Below are 15,741 nucleotides of genomic sequence, written 5' to 3' on the forward strand. Positions count from 1 at the left end.
CCGCCGCAAGCTGCCTCATGGCGGACACAGCAATCGCCGCACTCATGCGCATCGGCACACGACATTCGACCCGTTGATCAATGACACGATGTCAGCGTGTCGCGCGACACCGCGGATCTGCCAGGCGCCGGTCAGCCATTGATCACATCGGCACCCTTTGGCACCGCAAACTTGAATGTATCGGCGGGCAGCGCCGGATTCTTGTGGATGCTCGAGAACGTGAGCAGCGTCACATTGCCGAATACGTCATGCAGTTCCATCGCCTCGAGGTTGCCGTCGCGAAAACCGATGCCGACACGCTCGAACTGCGTATCCTTCGATTTCGGGATCAACTCGAGCCAGTCGATGCCTTGTTTGACGCCCGCATCGCGCAGCGTAAAGTTCTTTTCCAGGTCGTTGCTGCCAAACAGGATGGCGGCCGGGCTGGCGCCCAGCGCGCCACTGAGCGCCCGCACGGTCACCTGATTTAGATCCTTGTCCCAGACGTACAGCTTGTCGCCGTCAGACTGCAGCAACTGTTCATACGGTTTCTGGTACGCCCACACGAACCTGCCCGGCCGCGCAAACCGGAATGTGCCGCTCGACGTGGCCATCGACGTGCGTGCCGCCTGGCCCTGTGCCTGTGACGCACTGCCGCCGGCCGCCTTGACCTGGTGCTGGACGAACTCGCCATCGGCAGAACGCACCTGTGCCACGAACGCCTTCAATTGCGCCGTGCCGCTCGCCTGCGCGGACGGTACGGCGGCCAAGGCAATCAATGCGCCTGTCGCCACGACCCGCGTAGCGCGAAAAAGCGATCCCATCATCAAAGCGTTTCCTGTGTTGATTTCATGCGCTCAGTCATCGCCGCCGCGCGCCGGCACCCGTATTTCGCGATTGCCGTTGGATGCCATCGCCGAGACCAGCCCCGACTGCTCCATCTGTTCAAGCAGCCGTGCAGCGCGGTTGTAACCGATACGCAAGTGACGCTGCACCAGCGAGATCGACGCGCGGCGCTGCTTAAGCACGACTTCGACAGCCTGGTCGTACAACGGATCGGACTCGCCATCCGCATTGCCGGTTCCCGCGCCGCCTGCTTCGTCGCCTTCGCCAGCCAGGCCCCCTTCCAGAATGCCGTCGATGTAGTTCGGCTCACCTTGCTCCTTGAGCTTCTCGACGACACGATGAACCTCATCGTCGGACACGAACGCGCCATGGACGCGGACCGGCAGGCCGGTGCCCGGCGGCAGGTACAACATGTCGCCTTGGCCGAGCAGCGACTCGGCGCCCATCTGGTCGAGGATCGTGCGGGAATCGATCTTGGACGATACTTGAAACGCAATGCGCGTGGGCACATTCGCCTTGATCAACCCAGTGATCACATCGACCGATGGCCGCTGCGTCGCGAGCACGAGATGGATACCGGCCGCCCGCGCCTTCTGTGCGATACGCGCGATCAGCTCCTCCACCTTCTTGCCGACGACCATCATCAAGTCGGCCAACTCGTCGATGATCACCACGATGAACGGCAGCTTCTCGAGCGGCTCCGGTGCATCGGGCGTCAGGCTGAACGGATTCGGAATCTTCTCGTCGCGCTTGGCTGCGTCGTCGATCTTACTGTTGTAGCCGGCCAGATTGCGCACACCAAGCTTGCTCATCAACTTGTAGCGCCGTTCCATTTCACCGACTGCCCAGTTCAGCGCGTGACCAGCCTGCCGCATGTCGGTGACGACTGGGCACAGCAGGTGCGGGATACCTTCATAGACCGACAACTCAAGCATCTTCGGGTCGATCATGATGAGGCGGACCTGCTCCGCGCTGGCTTTGTACAGCAGCGACAGGATCATCGCGTTGATGCCGACCGATTTACCCGAGCCAGTCGTGCCGGCCACCAGCAGGTGCGGCATCTTGGCCAGGTCCGCACATATCGGATTGCCACCGATGTCCTTGCCCAGTCCCATCGTAAGCAGTGACGGTGCATTCGCATAGACCTCGGAGCCCAGAATTTCCGTCAGCCGCACGGTCTGGCGGCGCTGATTGGGCAATTCCAGGCCCATGTAGTTCTTGCCGGGAATTGTCTCGACCACGCGGATCGACACGAGCGACAGCGAGCGCGCGAGGTCCTTCGCGAGGTTAACCACTTGGCTGCCTTTGACCCCGGTCGCCGGCTCGATTTCGTAGCGGGTGACCACCGGGCCGGGATAGGCGGCCACCACGCTGACCTCGACGCCGAAGTCCTTCAGCTTCTTTTCGATCAGTCGTGACGTAAACTCGAGTGTGTCGGCCGATACGGTTTCCCGCGTGGCCGGCGGCGCGTCGAGCAGTGTAAGCGGCGGCAACGTGCTGTCGCCCGGCAGGTCCTGGAACAGCGGCACCTGCTTTTCCTTTTCGATGCGCTCGGACTTGGTCGGCGTCACCACGGCCGGCACGATCGTCACCGGCTCGTGCTCCTCGAGCCGCACCCGACTGCGCTCGACCTTGCCCTCGCGCTTGACCGCTGCTTGCTGGCCAGCCTTGCGGTCGCGCTTCTCGTCGCGCCGCAACTGCGCGATCATCACCGCGTTGATGATCGCATCGCCGACGCGCTCGGCCACCGACAGCCACGAAAAGCGGAAAAACAACGACAGGCCGATCGCCAGCGCGAGCAGCAACGCCAGCGTGCCGCCGGTGAATCCGAGCGCGTGCTGCACGCCGTGGGCCACCGCGTCGCCGACAATGCCGCCGGGCGCCCGGGGCAACTGAGCCTTGAGCGACCACATCCGCAATGCCTCCAGGCCGTCGCTGGCCACGAGCACGAGCGCGAACGACAGCATCTCGGCCAACCAGCCGCCTTCGCGCGGCGCAGTCGGCTCGTCCAGCGCGTCGTGACGCGTGATGCGCCGGTAATTGTCGGCGATACGCCGCCCCAGCAGCACGATCCACCAATAGGCGGACAAACCGAACAGTAGCAACAGGATGTCGGATGTCCACGCACCGACACGGCCGCCCCAGTTCGCGATCTGATCGACCTGCACAGCATGCGTCCAGCTCGGGTCGCGCCGGCTGTAGCTGACCAGCGCCATTAGCAGGAACAGGCCGAGCGCGACCTGCAGCAGCCAGCGGATCTCGCTTAGCAAACGCGACAGACGATGCGGTAAAGCTTGTGCCCCGGGAGAATACGTGGATTTCGCCATTGAATCGACAAGAGAGCGGCATGCGGCCGCCGGAGTTCGAGCGCCTTCATTGTAAACGGTCGGACCGGCGCGCCACGCAACAAGTTGTAAGACCGGTGTTGCAAGCGCGCACCAGCGTGCCGAGTGAGGTGCCCAAACGCCGCCGAACGTCGGGGCATCGCGCCGATGTTCGGCGGCAGCGTAGCACGCCGTTGGGTGGTGAAGCATCACGCCGATGGATGGCGGGGCATCGAGCCGAATGGGCGGCAGCGCTATCACGTCGATGGTCGCGGGGCATCGAGCCGAATGGGCGGCGGCGCTATCACGTCGATGGGTCGCGGGGCATCACGCCGATGGGCGTCGGCCTATCACACCGATGCAAAAGCGCAATCCGGCCAATGCCGGCCAGCCCCTTTATAATGGTGAACTTGACATCACCTACGCATTGCCGCGCGGTGCGGCTGTGCGCACCGCCGTCCTACAAGGATCGACCGCCATGTCCGAACGCAAGCACGCGAAAGTCCTGATTCTCGGCTCCGGCCCGGCCGGCTACAGCGCCGCCGTCTACGCGGCGCGCGCCAATCTGTCGCCGATGCTGATCACCGGCCTCGCACAAGGCGGGCAGCTGATGACGACCACTGACGTCGAGAACTGGCCCGGCGACCCGAACGGCGTACAGGGTCCAGAATTGATGCAGCGGCTGCTCGACCACGCGCAGCGCTTCAACACCGAAATCGTGTTCGATCACATCCATACCGCGAAGCTCAACGAGCGGCCGCTGCGGCTGATCGGCGACTCCGGCGAGTACACGTGCGATGCACTGATCATCGCAACTGGCGCGTCGGCCCAATACCTGGGCCTGCCGTCGGAGCAACAGTTCATGGGCAAGGGCGTGTCCGCATGCGCGACCTGCGATGGTTTCTTCTACCGAAATCAGGACGTCGCGGTGATCGGCGGCGGCAACACCGCCGTCGAGGAAGCGCTGTACCTGTCAGGCATCGCGAAGAAAGTCACGGTAATCCACCGTCGCGACAAGTTCCGCGCCGAGCCGATCCTAATCGATCGACTGCTCGCGAAGGAGCAGGAAGGCATTGTCCAGATCAAGTGGAACCACGTGCTCGATGAAGTCCTCGGCGACGATTCGGGCGTGACCGGCCTGCGCATTAAGCATACGAAGACTGGCGAGACCACCGACCTGTCGGTGCACGGCCTGTTCGTGGCGATCGGCCACAAGCCGAATACCGACATCTTTGAAGGCCAATTGGAAATGCGCAACGGCTACATCGTCACGAACGCCGGCCTGAACGGCAATGCGACCGCCACGTCGATCGCCGGCGTGTTCGCCGCGGGCGACGTGCAGGACCACATCTATCGGCAGGCGATCACCAGCGCGGGCACCGGATGCATGGCCGCGCTGGACGCACAGCGTTATCTGGAAAGCATCCATGAGACGGCCGCGCCACACGTGATGAGCCACGAAGTGGACCGCTGAGCGTCGCGCGATACCATCGCAGCGATAGCATCGAGTCGAGGGCGACCATGCCGAAGGACAAAGCCCATCCGAATGACCGCGTGCGGGTGCGGCCAACACCTGCTGCCCCGTCCACCATCGTAGGAGCCGAGCCTGACGCGGCGATATCCGCGCCGATCCCTGCCAGCCCTGCCGCCGGCATGCGCCTATCCAGTCTGGCGTCGCTCGGCGCGCTGCGCGACAGGCTCAAAAGCGACGCCACAGCCCGCGAGCAGGCGCATCGCCACGCCGAGCGCGAGCAGCGCGCCGCGCACGCGGCCGCCACCGAATTTCGCCGCGAGATTGGCGACATCACGCCGCTCAAGCCCTCCGGCCGCGCGCCGCTGCCCCGCATGCAGCCGCCCCCCGTGCCGCTGCAAACGCAGCGCGACGAGCAGGCCGTGCTCGATGAGGCACTGTCCGACGAATTCGATCCGGAAACGCTGCTCGACGTCGATGAATCGCTGTCTTATTGCCGGCCGGGTGTGGCGGCCGACGTCGTGCGCAAGCTGCGCAGCGGCGCGTGGGTCGTGCAGGCGCAAATCGACCTGCACGGACTGCGCCGCGATGAGGCACGCGAAGCCCTGGCGGATTTCCTACGCGCGTCGCTCAAGCGGGGGCTGCGCTGCGTGCGCGTGATCCACGGCAAGGGCTTGGGCTCGATCGGCAAGGAACCGGTGCTCAAGGGCAAAGTACGCAGTTGGCTAGCACAAAAGGCCGAAGTGATTGCCTTCTGCCAGACTCGGGCGCACGACGGCGGAGCCGGTGCCGTACTTGTGCTGCTGCAGCCGGAGCCGCGTGACTGAGGCAGGCTGCGTCGCATGCACATCGCCGCCTTCGCCGGTGTTGGCCTTGCTGCCGATGCGGTTCATCGCGATCGCCAGCGTCGCATGCAGCGCGAGCGATGTGAATCAGACGGCTGCCTCGTTCTCTTCGCCGGTGCGTATCCGAATCACCCGTTCGATGTCAGCAACGAAGATTTTTCCATCGCCGATCTTGCCGGTACGCGCGGCGCCGATGATCGCGTCGAGCGTCTGGTCGACCTGATCGTTAGCGACCACGACGTCGATCTTGATCTTCGGCAGGAAGTCGACCACGTACTCTGCACCGCGATAGAGTTCGGTATGCCCCTTTTGCCGGCCAAAGCCCTTGACCTCGGTCACGGTCAATCCGGTCAGGCCCACCTCCGCGAGCGCCTCGCGCACTTCGTCGAGCTTGAAGGGCTTGATGATTGCAGTGATACGCTTCATGGTGTGCCTCGCCTGTTCGATTGAAATGGAATGAAGCTATTCTAACCAGCGCGCGCGGAGCGCGAGCGCGTGCGCGACCCCACCGGCCAGGGCACCGCGCCGCACACCGTTGCGGTGCAGCGCCGTTGCCGCGCATGCTCAAGAGGCCTCGCTAAAATGTGATGTGATCGGATAGCGCCAATCCCGGCCGAATGCGCGATGCGTAACACGGATCCCGATCGGCGCCTGACGCCGCTTGTATTCGTTGATCTTAATCAGCCGCGCAACCCGCTGGACATCGTCGCGAGCATAGCCGGCCGCGACGATCTCAGCCAACGACCGGTCTTCCTCCATGTACATCCGCATGATCGCATCCAGCACTTCGTACGGCGGCAAGCTGTCCTGGTCGGTCTGGTTCTCGCGCAGCTCGGCCGACGGCGCCCGGGTTAGGATCCGTTCCGGGATGATGTCGCGCATGGCAAACGTGGGCGCCGCGTTCCGATAGCGGCACAGCCGATACACCCATGTCTTCGCGATATCCTTGATGACCGCAAAGCCCCCCGCCATGTCCCCGTACAACGTGCAATAGCCCACGGCCATCTCACTCTTGTTGCCGGTGGTCAGGACGATCGAGCCGAATTTGTTCGACAGCGCCATGAGCAGCGTACCGCGAATGCGGGCCTGAATGTTTTCTTCGGTGGCATCTTCGGACAAGCCGGCAAACTCCGCGGCCAGCGATGCGCGGAACGCGTCGAACATCGGACCAATCGCAATTTCATCGTAGCGCACGCCGACACGCCGCGCCATCTCCGCTGCATCGGACGTGGACATCTGCGCGGTATAGCGGGACGGCATCATGACCGCACGCACGCGCTCGGCACCCAATGCGTCGCACGCAACAGCCAGTACCAGCGCGGAATCCACGCCGCCGGACAACCCAATGATCGCGCCCGGAAATCCATTCTTGTTCACGTAATCGCGCACGCCGAGCATCAGCGCGGCATAGACCTGCGCCTCGACGCATTCGCGCGGCGCGATCTCGCCACGCTGCGCCTGTGCGCCGTCGAACTCGACAATTGCCGTCTGCTCGACAAATTGCGGCAGGCGTGCCACTAGCTCGCCCTGCGCGTCGAGCACGAACGAGCCCCCGTCGAACACAAGCTCGTCCTGTGCACCGACCAGGTTCAAGTAGACGGCCGACATGCCGGTCTCGCGAATGCGCTCGCGCAGGATATCGACGCGCACATCCTCTTTGTTCATGTGATACGGCGAGCCATTCGGTACGAGCAGCACCTGGGCGCCCGCCGCCTTCGCCAACAACGCGGCCGATGGATGCCACACGTCCTCGCAGATGACGACGCCGAATTTCACGCCCCCCAGCTCGAACACGAACGGTTGCGGATTCGATGCGAAATACCGCTTTTCGTCGAACACCTCGGTATTGGGTAGTTCTTGCTTGAGGTATGTCCCCGCAATCTGGCCATCGACCAACAGCGACGCCGCGTTGAACGTGTCCACCGGCGATACGCCGCGCTCGATCGGCCTGTTTGGATTAACATCGCCTGTCAGCGCGCTGCGAAACGGATGGCCGACCAACACGCGTAGTCCGGCAAAGCGCGCGAGCTGAGCGGCCAACTCGCTGAGCGCCGCATGGCTTGCCGTGTAAAACGCCGGCCGCAGCAGCAGGTCTTCGGGTGGATAGCCGGACAACGCCAGTTCTGGTGTGATCATCAGCGACGCGCCGGCATCGTGGGCGGTTTGTGCGGCGGCGACGATTTTCGCAATATTGCCGGCAAAGTCGCCGACGGTCACATTGATCTGGGCAAGAGCGATTTTCATGGAAGAACGATGAACGAGTTGGCTTCACAGCGCATGAATGATTATCGCACGCGGATTTTGAACTCCCCGGCCGAGGTCGACGCTTCGCAATGGAACACGCTACTCGCGCAGCAAGCGCGGCCCACGCCGTTCTTGCGGCACGAATTCCTCAACGCGTTGCAGGCCACGCGGTGCGCGATTGTGGAAACCGGCTGGTCCGCGCAGTTCATCACACTGTGGCGGGATGCCCACGACGCAAACGGACGCGCGCGCGAAGTGCTCGCGGCGGCGGCACCGCTCTATATGAAGCAACACAGCTACGGCGAGTACGTGTTCGACTGGGCGTGGGCCGATGCATACCAGCGTCATGGATTACGCTACTACCCGAAGCTGCTATGCGCAGTACCCTTTACGCCGGTGCAGGGCACGCGGCTAATGGCGGAGGGTGACGAATCACGCCGCCGCTTGGCCGCCACGCTTGTCTCGGTGGCTAAACACGCCAACGTGTCATCGTTGCACGTACTTTATCCGGAGCCCGGAGACGCCGAACTACTCGTAGAGGCGGGGATGCTGCTGCGCGAAGGCATGCAGTTCCATTGGCTGAACCGCGGGTATCGTCATTTCGAGGACTTTTTATCCACGCTCGAACACAAGAAACGCAAGAACATCCGCGCCGAACGACGCAAAGTGCGTAACGCCGGTGTCACGCTACGCCGCGTGCCAGGCGAAGCCATCACCGCAAAGGAATGGGCGTTTTTCTCGCGCTGCTACCGTCAGACTTATCGCGAACATCATTCGAGCCCCTACCTGAACCTGGATTTTTTCCGAATGATCGGCGCAACCATGCCGGAAAACCTGTTGCTCGTGATCGCCGAGCGCGCCGGTGCGCCGATTGCCAGTTCGCTGCTTGTCTACGAACGCAACGCATTACCATTGCGGGGACAAGGCAAAGGTGTGTTGTATGGACGTTACTGGGGGGCGCTTGAACATGTCCCATGTCTGCACTTCGAGACCGCGTACTATCAGCCGCTAGAGTTTTGCATCGAGGCGGGCGTCGCCGCATTCGAGGGCGGCGCGCAAGGGGAGCACAAAATGGCTCGTGGCTTCCTGCCCACTCTAACCCACTCGACGCATTGGCTCGCCCACCCGGCTTTCGCGGATGCGGTCGCACGCTTTCTCGACAGCGAGGCCGGCGGCATCCACCGTTATATGGACGAGTTGCGCGAACACGATCCTTTTCGGTGCAGTGCTCAAGCGGCATGCTGACATGGCCTGGCACCTATACTTGATTGAATGCGCGAACGGCAGCATTTACACCGGCATTGCCGTTAATGTACAGGCCCGCTACGCCAAGCATGTCGACGGCACTGGCGCACGTTACACGCGTGCGCACAAACCAGTGCGACTACTAGCCACGTTCATAATGGCCGACCGCTCAACGGCGTGTCGGACCGAATACCGGGTGAAGCGATTACCTGCACACGAGAAACGCGCGCTTGCGCAAGGGCTGCGCGCGCTGCCCGACACGTCATCTGACTCACACGCCTGCCCTCAAAGAAAGAGGACGCACCATACAGCGCAAAATCGACAATAAGATCACCGAGCATCTCTCCAAGGCGAGCCTGGATGCGGCGAAACTGGTGGCCCAAGGCGCAGCCCTCCTCGAGCCAGAGGATAAGGACAATCCGTCTTTGCAGATGCCAGGAGCGTATCGGCAACGCTGAGCGTGCCGTCGATCCTCCTCACTGATCAACCTATTTTTAACGCAGACATCCGCGCCGGGTTCGCCGTTTCGAGTTGAATGGGGCCCGGTGCGTTGGCCGGACAAATTAAGCGCCCTGCGCTACATCCGACAGCGATTGTTTGCGCAAATAAGACAGTGAATTCACAATATTGATCTTTATCCGCATCGGTCTGTGGCGTAACGTCTGTGCTGGAGAATGCACGGAACAATTGCCATGACTGCCTTTGCAAAACGCGCGGATCCTTGGCGGCAAACCGTCCGCTGTCTCGGCACACGGGTGCGCAAAACTGCCGCAGATTGCCATGTTGCTGCCCCTTTTCCGTCAAAGACGGCTCGCCGTGCTCGTTTGACTCAGCGCAGCAAAGAGACCACTGTGGTATCACTAGACCGGCAACATGCCGACATGGCCGCGGGCAAACCGACCATTCGCATTCTTGACCGGCCTAGCAGCGTGACCGCGATTGTGTACTGGTCCGATGCGGCAACCTGTCATTATGGTTATCAGGGTTGGCGGCTGGCGGGAGCGGAAAAGGACGGCCAATGCGCGCTGAGCGGCCAGCCGGTACGGCGCGGTGATCTCGTGTACCGACCGGCGCAACGCGAGCCGAGCCCCCGCAACGTCGACGCAATGATCCTGGCTAGCGCGATGCCGGAAACGGTCGAAGCCGAGGCTGCCTAAGCAGATCAGATCGGTCCCGCCGGACGGCGCGGTCGCAGAAGCCCTACGCGAACGCGTTACGCCCGCCCAAAATCCGCCGAGTCGGTCCGACCGCGGCGGGTTGTCGTCGCCAGGCGAGCCGGCCAGCGCACGCCGGTACGGCGCGTCGTTTATGGCTTATTGAAGTTCGCGACGCCGTTGGTAATCTCCTTGTGCGCGGCCTCGATACCTTCCCAGCCTTCGACCTTGACCCACTTGCCCTTCTCGAGCGCCTTGTACTGCTCAAAGAAATGCTTGATCTGGTCCTTCAGATAAGCCGGCACGTCGTCGGCCGATTTCAGGTGCGCAGTCATCGGGCAGATCTTGTCAGCCGGCACCGCAATCAGCTTCGCATCCTGGCCGGATTCGTCCGTCATGTTCAGCATGCCCAACGCGCGGCAGCGCACGACTGAACCCGCCAGCAGTGGGAATGGTGTGATCACCAACACATCGACCGGATCGCCATCGCCGGCAAGCGTTTGCGGGATGAACCCGTAGTTGGCCGGATAGCGCATGCCGGTGCCGATGAAACGATCTACGACGAGCAGGCCCAGCTCCTTGTCCGCCTCGTACTTGACCGGGTCGCTTTGCGCCGGAATTTCAATGATGACGTTGAAATCGTGCGGCAGGTCCTTGCCTGGCGGGACGTGATCGAAGCTCATGTCGAATTTCCTGGTAACGATAGAACAAACGGTGGAAGCGAAAACCCGATTATATCAACCGACCTGCTGCGATCGCGTAAGGAGCTCACGCTAGTGGGCGCGGCGGCACAGGACAGCCGTCGCCGGCGCCACGCATACTGCCATCGCCAACCAAGCATACTGCCATCGCTAGCGAGTCAACATGGCGGGCGTGCCAGCAACTGAATGCGGCTGCCGTCAACAGGCGAATACGGACGTCCCTGGCAACCCGTGCATACGATCCGCCAACGGCCGAATCCGACCGTCGTCGCGGCGCCAGCTAGACGACATTCATCGCCATGGCGCTGGCGCGGTAGTGCTCAGCGGCCTGCTGCGCGTTGCCCAACTGCTCATGCAGGCGTGCGAGCGTCCGGTGCGCTCGGATTTTCAGCGGTTCGTTGTCCGCGGCGAGCTTGAGCGCCTGCTCGAGGAATGCTTGTGCCTTGCCCCACAGCTTTTGCTGCAGGCACAAACGTCCCAGCGTAAAGGACAGGTCGGGATCCTCTTGGCGCTCCTTCTGCCAGGCTTCTGCACGCTGGATCAACGGCAACGGATCGTCGTCCGCGCAGTCGGCGTAGCGGCGCAGCAGCCTAGGATCCCAGTGATGCGCGAGCGCCTCCTCGACGATCCTGCGCGCATCGGCCGGGCGGTTCAGCTCGATCAGCAATTCTGCGGCCAAATCCGCGATGCGGGGCGACTGGCGCTCGGCGGCACTCAGCGATTGCCATAGTTGCAGCAGCGCATCGGGGTTGTGACGCTGATCGCGCAGCAGATGCTCAGCGGCGAGTTGCTTCAGGTGCACCGACACCGCCGGGTGGATCGCCTCGCGCTTTTCCAGGGTTTTCACCAGTTTGAGCACTTCCGCCCAGTTCTTCAGCTGCTGCTGCGCACGCAACGCGATTTGCAACGCATGGATGCGCCGTCCACCCTGTGCACGCATCTCGGTCAATGCCGCCAACGCCCCGTCGGCATCACGCGCATCCGCGCGCAATTCGGCGCTGGCCATCAACCTCGCCTCTTGCCAATCGTTGCCACTCACCTGCACCAGCCATTCATCGCGACGTGCAAATTCGCGCATGCGATGTGCGGCGGCTGCACCGATCAGGCCAGCCGGCGCCTTGTTTGCGTCAAATGCACTGGCCTCGCGTGCGGCTTTCTCCGCACGAGAAAAACGACCCGCGTACAAGCTGCCGATCGCCTCACGCAGCGCCTGGTGCGCATTGGCAAGCCGCACGCGTGCCCGGTACGCCGCGACCCGTTCGGGCATTCTCAGCACCGCGCGGATCGAGCGCACGACGATATAGAACACGATGAACGACACGACCAGCGCCGCCACGAACAGGTTCAGTGAGATATCGATCCGATAGGGCGCCCAGACGATCAGCACCTGCCCCGCGCCGTGCGTGCCGACGATCGCCAGCAGCACGGCGGTCGCAAACAGCACCATCAGCCACAAGATTGCTCGAATTGCCATCGTTCAGCCTCGGCTCTTGTTCTGATGGATTGCATTCAGGCTCGCATCCAGGTTCGGCAGCTCGATGTGCGCCGCACCTTTTCGTACCTGATCGAGCGACTCATGCGCGTTGCGCGTGGCCTGGGCCGACGGATCAAAGTACCGCGCGAGCGCCTGCTGCGCGGCCTGCAAGTCCGCATTTGTCAGCTTCTCGTCGCGCGAGAGCAGCGCGATGCGCGCAGACAGCAGCCGCAGCTTTACATTCTCACGCAACAGATAGCCCTGGTCTGGTGCGACCAGCATCGCGTCCGCGTTGTCGATGCGGCGCACCTGCACGAGACCGGTCAGTTGTGCCATCACCCCGGCCGAGAATGTATGCCACCATGCCTTCCAGCGCGGCTCGCCATGGGCGGCGGCCTCCTTCGCCACGTCCGCCGGCGTGCCAGCACGCGGCTTGAGCGGCGCAGCCGGCGCCTCGCCGGCCAACGGCAGGGTATCAACCTGCGCGATCACGTCGTCAAGCTTGATGGCGAGTCCCGCCAGGTCGGCGCTGGGCGCAGCCTTCAGCTTATCGATGTCCTGCGCGATCGCCTTGCGCACCGCGATGACTTGCGCACCTGTCAATGCCGCGAGCCGCGTGTCCGCGCTTTGCAACGCGAACAACGCCAAGCCGACATTGCCAGTTAATTGCAGTTGCTGGCTGGCAGACGAGATTGTCTGCTCGACTTCGGCCAGGGTCCAATCGTCGCGGTCCTTTGCCAAATCCTGCAACGACGCCTGCAGGGTCTGATGCTGCGTCTGCACGTCACCGACCTGGCCGGCGAGTTGGGCCAGCTGCGAATCGAGTTGGCGTACCGCGCTCGCGGCCTCGTTGGCCTTGAGCAGGGTGTCGCGACTTTGCATGTCGCTCGCCTGCTGGCGCACGGCAAGTTGCTGCTGCAGCCGCTCGATCTTGCGTTCGAGCACGTAGCCGCCCGCGCCCGCGCCTGCCAGCACCACCACCGCGACGATCCAGGCGAGCACCGTGCTGGCTGAGCGACGGCGACGCTTCGATTCGTACGGAGGGGAAGATGCAGCCGGTGGGACGTTGGCCGCGGCAGGGCGCGCCGGTTGCGCCGCGTGTGGGGCCACACCCGGTGCTGGCTGGGAATCTTTAGAATCTGTCATGCGTGATTGAGCCGATTGCGATTGAGTCTTCGAGAAGGACGCTGCTTGAGTGATCGGTGAAAACACCGCTCGCAATGCGCTGACGATCGCCTGATCGCCTGCGCCGGACACGGTAATCGTATCAAAACCCGCTTTGCGCGCCGTTTCGCCGATGCGCGGATGCGGTGTGACAATCGGTGCGCGCTTGAGCGCGACAATCTCGTCGCGATTCAGATGCTCGCGCGCTAACTCTTCCAGGTTGCGCACGCCTTCCGAACTAGTCAATACCCAGGCGTGCGGTTGGTCAGCGAGCAGCGCGTGCACGCGCTGCCACGCATCAAAGCTCGGCTCGGGCAGCCGTCGCTGGTACGCACCGAGCGTCTGGACGATCGCGCCATGCGCACGCAGCGTATCAGCAAGCAACTCACGGCCGCCGTCGCCGCGCACCAGCAACACATGCCGCCCTTGTAGCGCAGTGAGCCCGTGCGGCGCAAAGGCCGTGGCGAGCGCGCCGATCAACGCCTCGGAATCGTAGCGCGGCGCATCCCCGCTCGCATACGAATCGGACGAGACCTGCGCCGCCGGGGTATCGTCGAGCCGCGGCGGCTCGCCAGTATGGGAAGCGCCCGCGCCGCCGTCCTTGCCGCCATCGTGCACCGGCGCCTGCAGCGCGACGCGCACCGCATCGCCGGGCGCGATGATCCGATGCGTGTGTGGCTGCACGCCATGGCGCGCCAACGCCCGCACCGTGCCCGGACCCACGCCAGCGACCGGCACCGTGGTCGGCCACAAGAAAGCGAGCGGCGGCACGGCGGCGGCCGACGGATGCGCCGACGACGTATCCATTGACGACACATCCGTTGACGACGTATCAGCCGACAATGCATCCGCGGGCGGTACGTCCACCGGGGATGCGCTTTCTGGCGATGCCTTCGGCCGAGCCGCAGCGAGCGCCGCGAATGCGCGATCCACCGCATTCGGCGACACAAATACCGCCAGCGCATAACGCTCGAGGTCGAGCAACCCGTCGACCAGCGGCGCATTGTCCGTCGCGTCGGCAATATCGATCAGCGGAAACTCGAAGCCTTCGAATCCAGCCGCGGCAAGCGCGGTCAGCAGCTCAGCGCTCTGTCCCGCTGGGCGCGTGATCACCACGGTCGGACGTGCCTCGACAGGAGCGCCGGCCTCGCCCGCGGCCGCCGACTGCGACGTAGAAGGAAGCGACGTCTGCGTCACGATTGGCCTCCTCCCATCACGCGGTTCCGCCGCGCGACGCGTCAAGCAGTTGCTGCACGATCTGCATCGCGCCCTGCGCTTGCAACTGCTGTACCACGTGCAGGCCGAGTGCCAGCGCACCGGCCGTATCCGTCGGCGCCGCGCTGCCATGCGCGGCCAGCACACGGCTGCCGTCGGGCGTGGCGACCGACGCCCGCAGTTGCAGCACGTCGCCCTGCCACTGCGCATACGCGGCGAGCGGCACCTCGCAGCTGCCGCCGAGCGCGCGCGATACGGCCCGCTCGGCCTCCACGGCCAGCGCCGTGCGCATGTCGCGCAATGGCGCGAGCCACTGGTGCAGATCGGCGCGTGAGGCACGGATTTCGATGCCGAGCGCCCCCTGCCCGGGCGCCGGCAGGCTATCAGCGGGGTCCAGCAGCGTGCGGATCCGCGCTGCGAGGCCAAGCCGCTTGAGCCCGGCGGCCGCGAGGATGATCGCCGCGTAGTCGCCGCGGTCGAGCTTGGCCAGCCGGGTGTCCAGATTGCCGCGCAGCGGCTTGATCACCAGATGCGGATAGCGGCTGCGCAACATCGCCTCGCGGCGCAGGCTCGATGTCCCTACCACAGCGCCTGCCGGCAATTGCGCCAACGAGGTAAATTGCGACGACACGAACGCATCACGCGGGTCTTCCCGTGTGAGGACAACCGGCAGCGCAAAGCCATCGGGCAGCGTCATCGGTACGTCCTTGAGCGAGTGAACCGCCAGGTCCGCGCGGCCATCCGCCAGTGCATTCTCCAATTCCTTGACGAACAATCCCTTGCCGCCCACCTTAGACAGCGCGCGATCCAAAATTTGATCGCCACGGGTGGTCATACCGAGGATCTTCACGTCGCAAGACGGATATAATTTGTGCAGCGCACGGCCCACATGCTCGGCTTGCCACAGCGCAAGCCGGCTCTCACGCGAGGCGATCACCAGCGTCGCGGGCGGTATCGCGCATTGCATCTCGAGACTCAAGTCGACCTCGTACCCAATCGGGATGTGATAACGAATCAAATGGTAGCACGCACCCTTCGGCATCCCGATACTACGCGCGGATGCCGGAACCCTTCAATCG

14 protein-coding genes and 1 pseudogene are annotated in these 15,741 nt (G+C 63.6%); 6 read left to right on the top strand and 9 right to left on the bottom strand.

Features of this window, described 5'->3' with window-relative positions:
- Positions 1–131: 131 nt before the first annotated feature.
- On the bottom strand, positions 132–806 hold the full coding sequence (lolA, locus tag RA167_RS09275) for an outer membrane lipoprotein chaperone LolA (protein WP_076785318.1): 675 nt from the start codon (positions 804–806) through the stop codon (positions 132–134).
- A 30-nt stretch (positions 807–836) separates the two neighbouring features.
- A complete protein-coding gene (locus RA167_RS09280; protein ID WP_076785319.1) occupies positions 837–3,152 on the bottom strand; it encodes a DNA translocase FtsK in 2,316 nt (771 codons plus the stop codon).
- Positions 3,153–3,627: 475 nt separating this feature from the next.
- Between RA167_RS09280 and trxB the strand changes: the two genes are divergently transcribed.
- Positions 3,628–4,623, top strand: coding sequence for a thioredoxin-disulfide reductase (trxB, locus tag RA167_RS09285; protein ID WP_076787351.1), 996 nt, complete (start codon positions 3,628–3,630; stop codon positions 4,621–4,623).
- A gap of 47 nt (positions 4,624–4,670) precedes the next feature.
- On the top strand, positions 4,671–5,447 hold the full coding sequence (locus tag RA167_RS09290; protein WP_076785320.1) for a Smr/MutS family protein: 777 nt from the start codon (positions 4,671–4,673) through the stop codon (positions 5,445–5,447).
- Positions 5,448–5,468: 21 nt separating this feature from the next.
- Here RA167_RS09290 and RA167_RS15675 read toward each other — a convergent pair.
- From RA167_RS15675 to RA167_RS09300, 3 genes and pseudogenes are all read right to left on the bottom strand, one after another.
- Positions 5,469–5,546, bottom strand: a pseudogene (locus tag RA167_RS15675) (glutamate synthase-related protein); the annotation flags it as partial.
- A 6-nt stretch (positions 5,547–5,552) separates the two neighbouring features.
- Positions 5,553–5,891 (bottom strand): P-II family nitrogen regulator, encoded by a 339-nt coding sequence (glnK, locus tag RA167_RS09295; RefSeq protein WP_076785321.1) that lies wholly within the window; start codon positions 5,889–5,891, stop codon positions 5,553–5,555.
- 138 nt (positions 5,892–6,029) lie between these two features.
- Positions 6,030–7,709: an NAD+ synthase gene (locus RA167_RS09300; RefSeq protein WP_076785322.1), complete on the bottom strand. Its 1,680-nt coding sequence runs from the start codon at positions 7,707–7,709 to the stop codon at positions 6,030–6,032.
- A 9-nt stretch (positions 7,710–7,718) separates the two neighbouring features.
- On the opposite strand from RA167_RS09300, the gene RA167_RS09305 reads away from it, so the two are divergent.
- The 4 genes from RA167_RS09305 to RA167_RS09320 all read left to right on the top strand — a co-directional run bounded on the left by RA167_RS09305 (position 7,719) and on the right by RA167_RS09320 (position 10,111).
- Positions 7,719–8,954, top strand: a complete 1,236-nt coding sequence (locus tag RA167_RS09305) for a GNAT family N-acetyltransferase (RefSeq protein WP_076785323.1) — start codon at positions 7,719–7,721, stop codon at positions 8,952–8,954.
- 1 nt (position 8,955) lies between these two features.
- Positions 8,956–9,282, top strand: a complete 327-nt coding sequence (locus RA167_RS09310; RefSeq protein WP_083705976.1) for a GIY-YIG nuclease family protein — start codon at positions 8,956–8,958, stop codon at positions 9,280–9,282.
- Positions 9,185–9,412, top strand: coding sequence for a hypothetical protein (locus tag RA167_RS09315; RefSeq protein ID WP_217697105.1), 228 nt, complete (start codon positions 9,185–9,187; stop codon positions 9,410–9,412). Before RA167_RS09310 ends, RA167_RS09315 begins: the two co-directional genes overlap by 98 nt.
- A gap of 393 nt (positions 9,413–9,805) precedes the next feature.
- Positions 9,806–10,111, top strand: coding sequence for a DUF3331 domain-containing protein (locus RA167_RS09320; RefSeq protein ID WP_235090117.1), 306 nt, complete (start codon positions 9,806–9,808; stop codon positions 10,109–10,111).
- A 149-nt stretch (positions 10,112–10,260) separates the two neighbouring features.
- Here RA167_RS09320 and ppa read toward each other — a convergent pair whose 3' ends face one another.
- The 4 genes from ppa to hemC all read right to left on the bottom strand — a co-directional run bounded on the left by ppa (position 10,261) and on the right by hemC (position 15,629).
- Positions 10,261–10,791 (bottom strand): inorganic diphosphatase, encoded by a 531-nt coding sequence (gene ppa / locus RA167_RS09325; RefSeq protein WP_076785325.1) that lies wholly within the window; start codon positions 10,789–10,791, stop codon positions 10,261–10,263.
- Between the two features lie 298 nt (positions 10,792–11,089).
- Positions 11,090–12,283 (bottom strand): heme biosynthesis protein HemY, encoded by a 1,194-nt coding sequence (locus RA167_RS09330; protein WP_076785326.1) that lies wholly within the window; start codon positions 12,281–12,283, stop codon positions 11,090–11,092.
- Between the two features lie 3 nt (positions 12,284–12,286).
- The gene (hemDX, locus tag RA167_RS09335) at positions 12,287–14,644 is read right to left on the bottom strand and encodes a fused uroporphyrinogen-III synthase HemD/membrane protein HemX (protein ID WP_139336991.1); all 2,358 of its coding nucleotides are present in this window, start codon (positions 14,642–14,644) and stop codon (positions 12,287–12,289) included.
- 16 nt (positions 14,645–14,660) lie between these two features.
- Positions 14,661–15,629, bottom strand: coding sequence for a hydroxymethylbilane synthase (gene hemC / locus RA167_RS09340; RefSeq protein ID WP_139337138.1), 969 nt, complete (start codon positions 15,627–15,629; stop codon positions 14,661–14,663).
- Between the last annotated feature and the right edge of the window lie 112 nt (positions 15,630–15,741).

The organism is Mycetohabitans endofungorum, assembly GCF_037477895.1.
GTDB lineage: Bacteria > Pseudomonadota > Gammaproteobacteria > Burkholderiales > Burkholderiaceae > Mycetohabitans.

What these genes read in the sequence shown, in the direction of transcription:
- glnK (WP_076785321.1), bottom strand. Translation starts at nt 5,891, where the DNA reads ATGAAGCGTATCACTGCAATCATCAAGCCCTTCAAGCTCGACGAAGTG.
- RA167_RS09310 (WP_083705976.1), top strand. Translation starts at nt 8,956, where the DNA reads ATGGCCTGGCACCTATACTTGATTGAATGCGCGAACGGCAGCATTTAC.
- trxB (WP_076787351.1), top strand. Translation starts at nt 3,628, where the DNA reads ATGTCCGAACGCAAGCACGCGAAAGTCCTGATTCTCGGCTCCGGCCCG.
- RA167_RS09305 (WP_076785323.1), top strand. Translation starts at nt 7,719, where the DNA reads ATGAACGAGTTGGCTTCACAGCGCATGAATGATTATCGCACGCGGATT.
- RA167_RS09300 (WP_076785322.1), bottom strand. Translation starts at nt 7,709, where the DNA reads ATGAAAATCGCTCTTGCCCAGATCAATGTGACCGTCGGCGACTTTGCC.
- RA167_RS09290 (WP_076785320.1), top strand. Translation starts at nt 4,671, where the DNA reads ATGCCGAAGGACAAAGCCCATCCGAATGACCGCGTGCGGGTGCGGCCA.
- RA167_RS09330 (WP_076785326.1), bottom strand. Translation starts at nt 12,283, where the DNA reads ATGGCAATTCGAGCAATCTTGTGGCTGATGGTGCTGTTTGCGACCGCC.
- ppa (WP_076785325.1), bottom strand. Translation starts at nt 10,791, where the DNA reads ATGAGCTTCGATCACGTCCCGCCAGGCAAGGACCTGCCGCACGATTTC.
- RA167_RS09280 (WP_076785319.1), bottom strand. Translation starts at nt 3,152, where the DNA reads ATGGCGAAATCCACGTATTCTCCCGGGGCACAAGCTTTACCGCATCGT.
- hemC (WP_139337138.1), bottom strand. Translation starts at nt 15,629, where the DNA reads ATGCAATGCGCGATACCGCCCGCGACGCTGGTGATCGCCTCGCGTGAG.
- lolA (WP_076785318.1), bottom strand. Translation starts at nt 806, where the DNA reads ATGATGGGATCGCTTTTTCGCGCTACGCGGGTCGTGGCGACAGGCGCA.